Source organism: Streptomyces milbemycinicus (assembly GCF_002154605.1).
Lineage (GTDB): Bacteria > Actinomycetota > Actinomycetes > Streptomycetales > Streptomycetaceae > Streptomyces > Streptomyces milbemycinicus.
On the sequence record NZ_MUNE01001230.1, the window covers coordinates 1 to 753 of the forward strand.

1 protein-coding gene is annotated in these 753 nt (G+C 72.6%); it reads right to left on the reverse strand.

All coding sequences use genetic code 11. The annotated features are described in order from the left end of the window. Nucleotides 1-118: 118 nt before the first annotated feature. Nucleotides 119-529 (reverse strand): zinc-binding dehydrogenase, encoded by a 411-nt coding sequence (locus tag CCN51_RS60420; RefSeq protein WP_425444819.1) that lies wholly within the window; start codon nucleotides 527-529, stop codon nucleotides 119-121. Nucleotides 530-753: the final 224 nt, after the last annotated feature.

Genomic DNA, 753 nt, shown 5'->3' on the forward strand with positions numbered 1-753 from the left:
CGGGGCCGGGACTGCTGAGCGGATGAGTTCGACGGGCGGTTGCTGAACATGGCGTTCCTCTCGTGGTGGGTGTTCGGGTGTTCGCGATGAGGTGTTCGAGTACGGCCGGCGCCGTGCGCTACGGGGTCAGGACGACCTTCCCGGCGACGGTGCCGGATTCGGCCAGCCGCAGGGCGTCGGCGACGCGGGTGAGCGGCAGTTCGGCGGCGATCTTGGGGGTGATGTCACCGTGCTGGAGGGCGGCGAAGACCTGGGTGAGGTCGGCGCGCAGCCGGGCCCGGAACCGGCTCTTGGCCAGGGCCCGTCCGGCCCACACGTTGTAGAAGTAGGCGTGGCGGCGGTTGGGCAGGGTGTTCCACAGCCAGACGCGGCCGAGGAGTTTGAGTACGGGCCACTGCTTGGAGCCCTGGTCGTCCCGGGTGGAGGCGCTGCCGTAGGAGACGAGGGTGCCGCCGGGGGCCAGAAGGCGCCAGGAGTCGCTGATGCCCCGGCCGCCGNNCGGCGGCGACTCCGCCGGGGGCGAGTTCACGGATTCGCGCGGCGACGTTCCCGGCGCGGTAGTCGACGGGGGTGACTCCCTGCTCCCGTAGGGCGGCGTGGTGGCGGGTGGACGCCGTGCCGATCACCTTCGCGCCCGCGGCGTGGGCGAGTTGGACCAGGACGGAGCCGACGCCGCCGTTGGCGCCGTGCACCACGACGGTCTGCCCCGCGCGGACCCGTGCCTTGCGGTGGAGCATCTGCCAGGCGGTGATC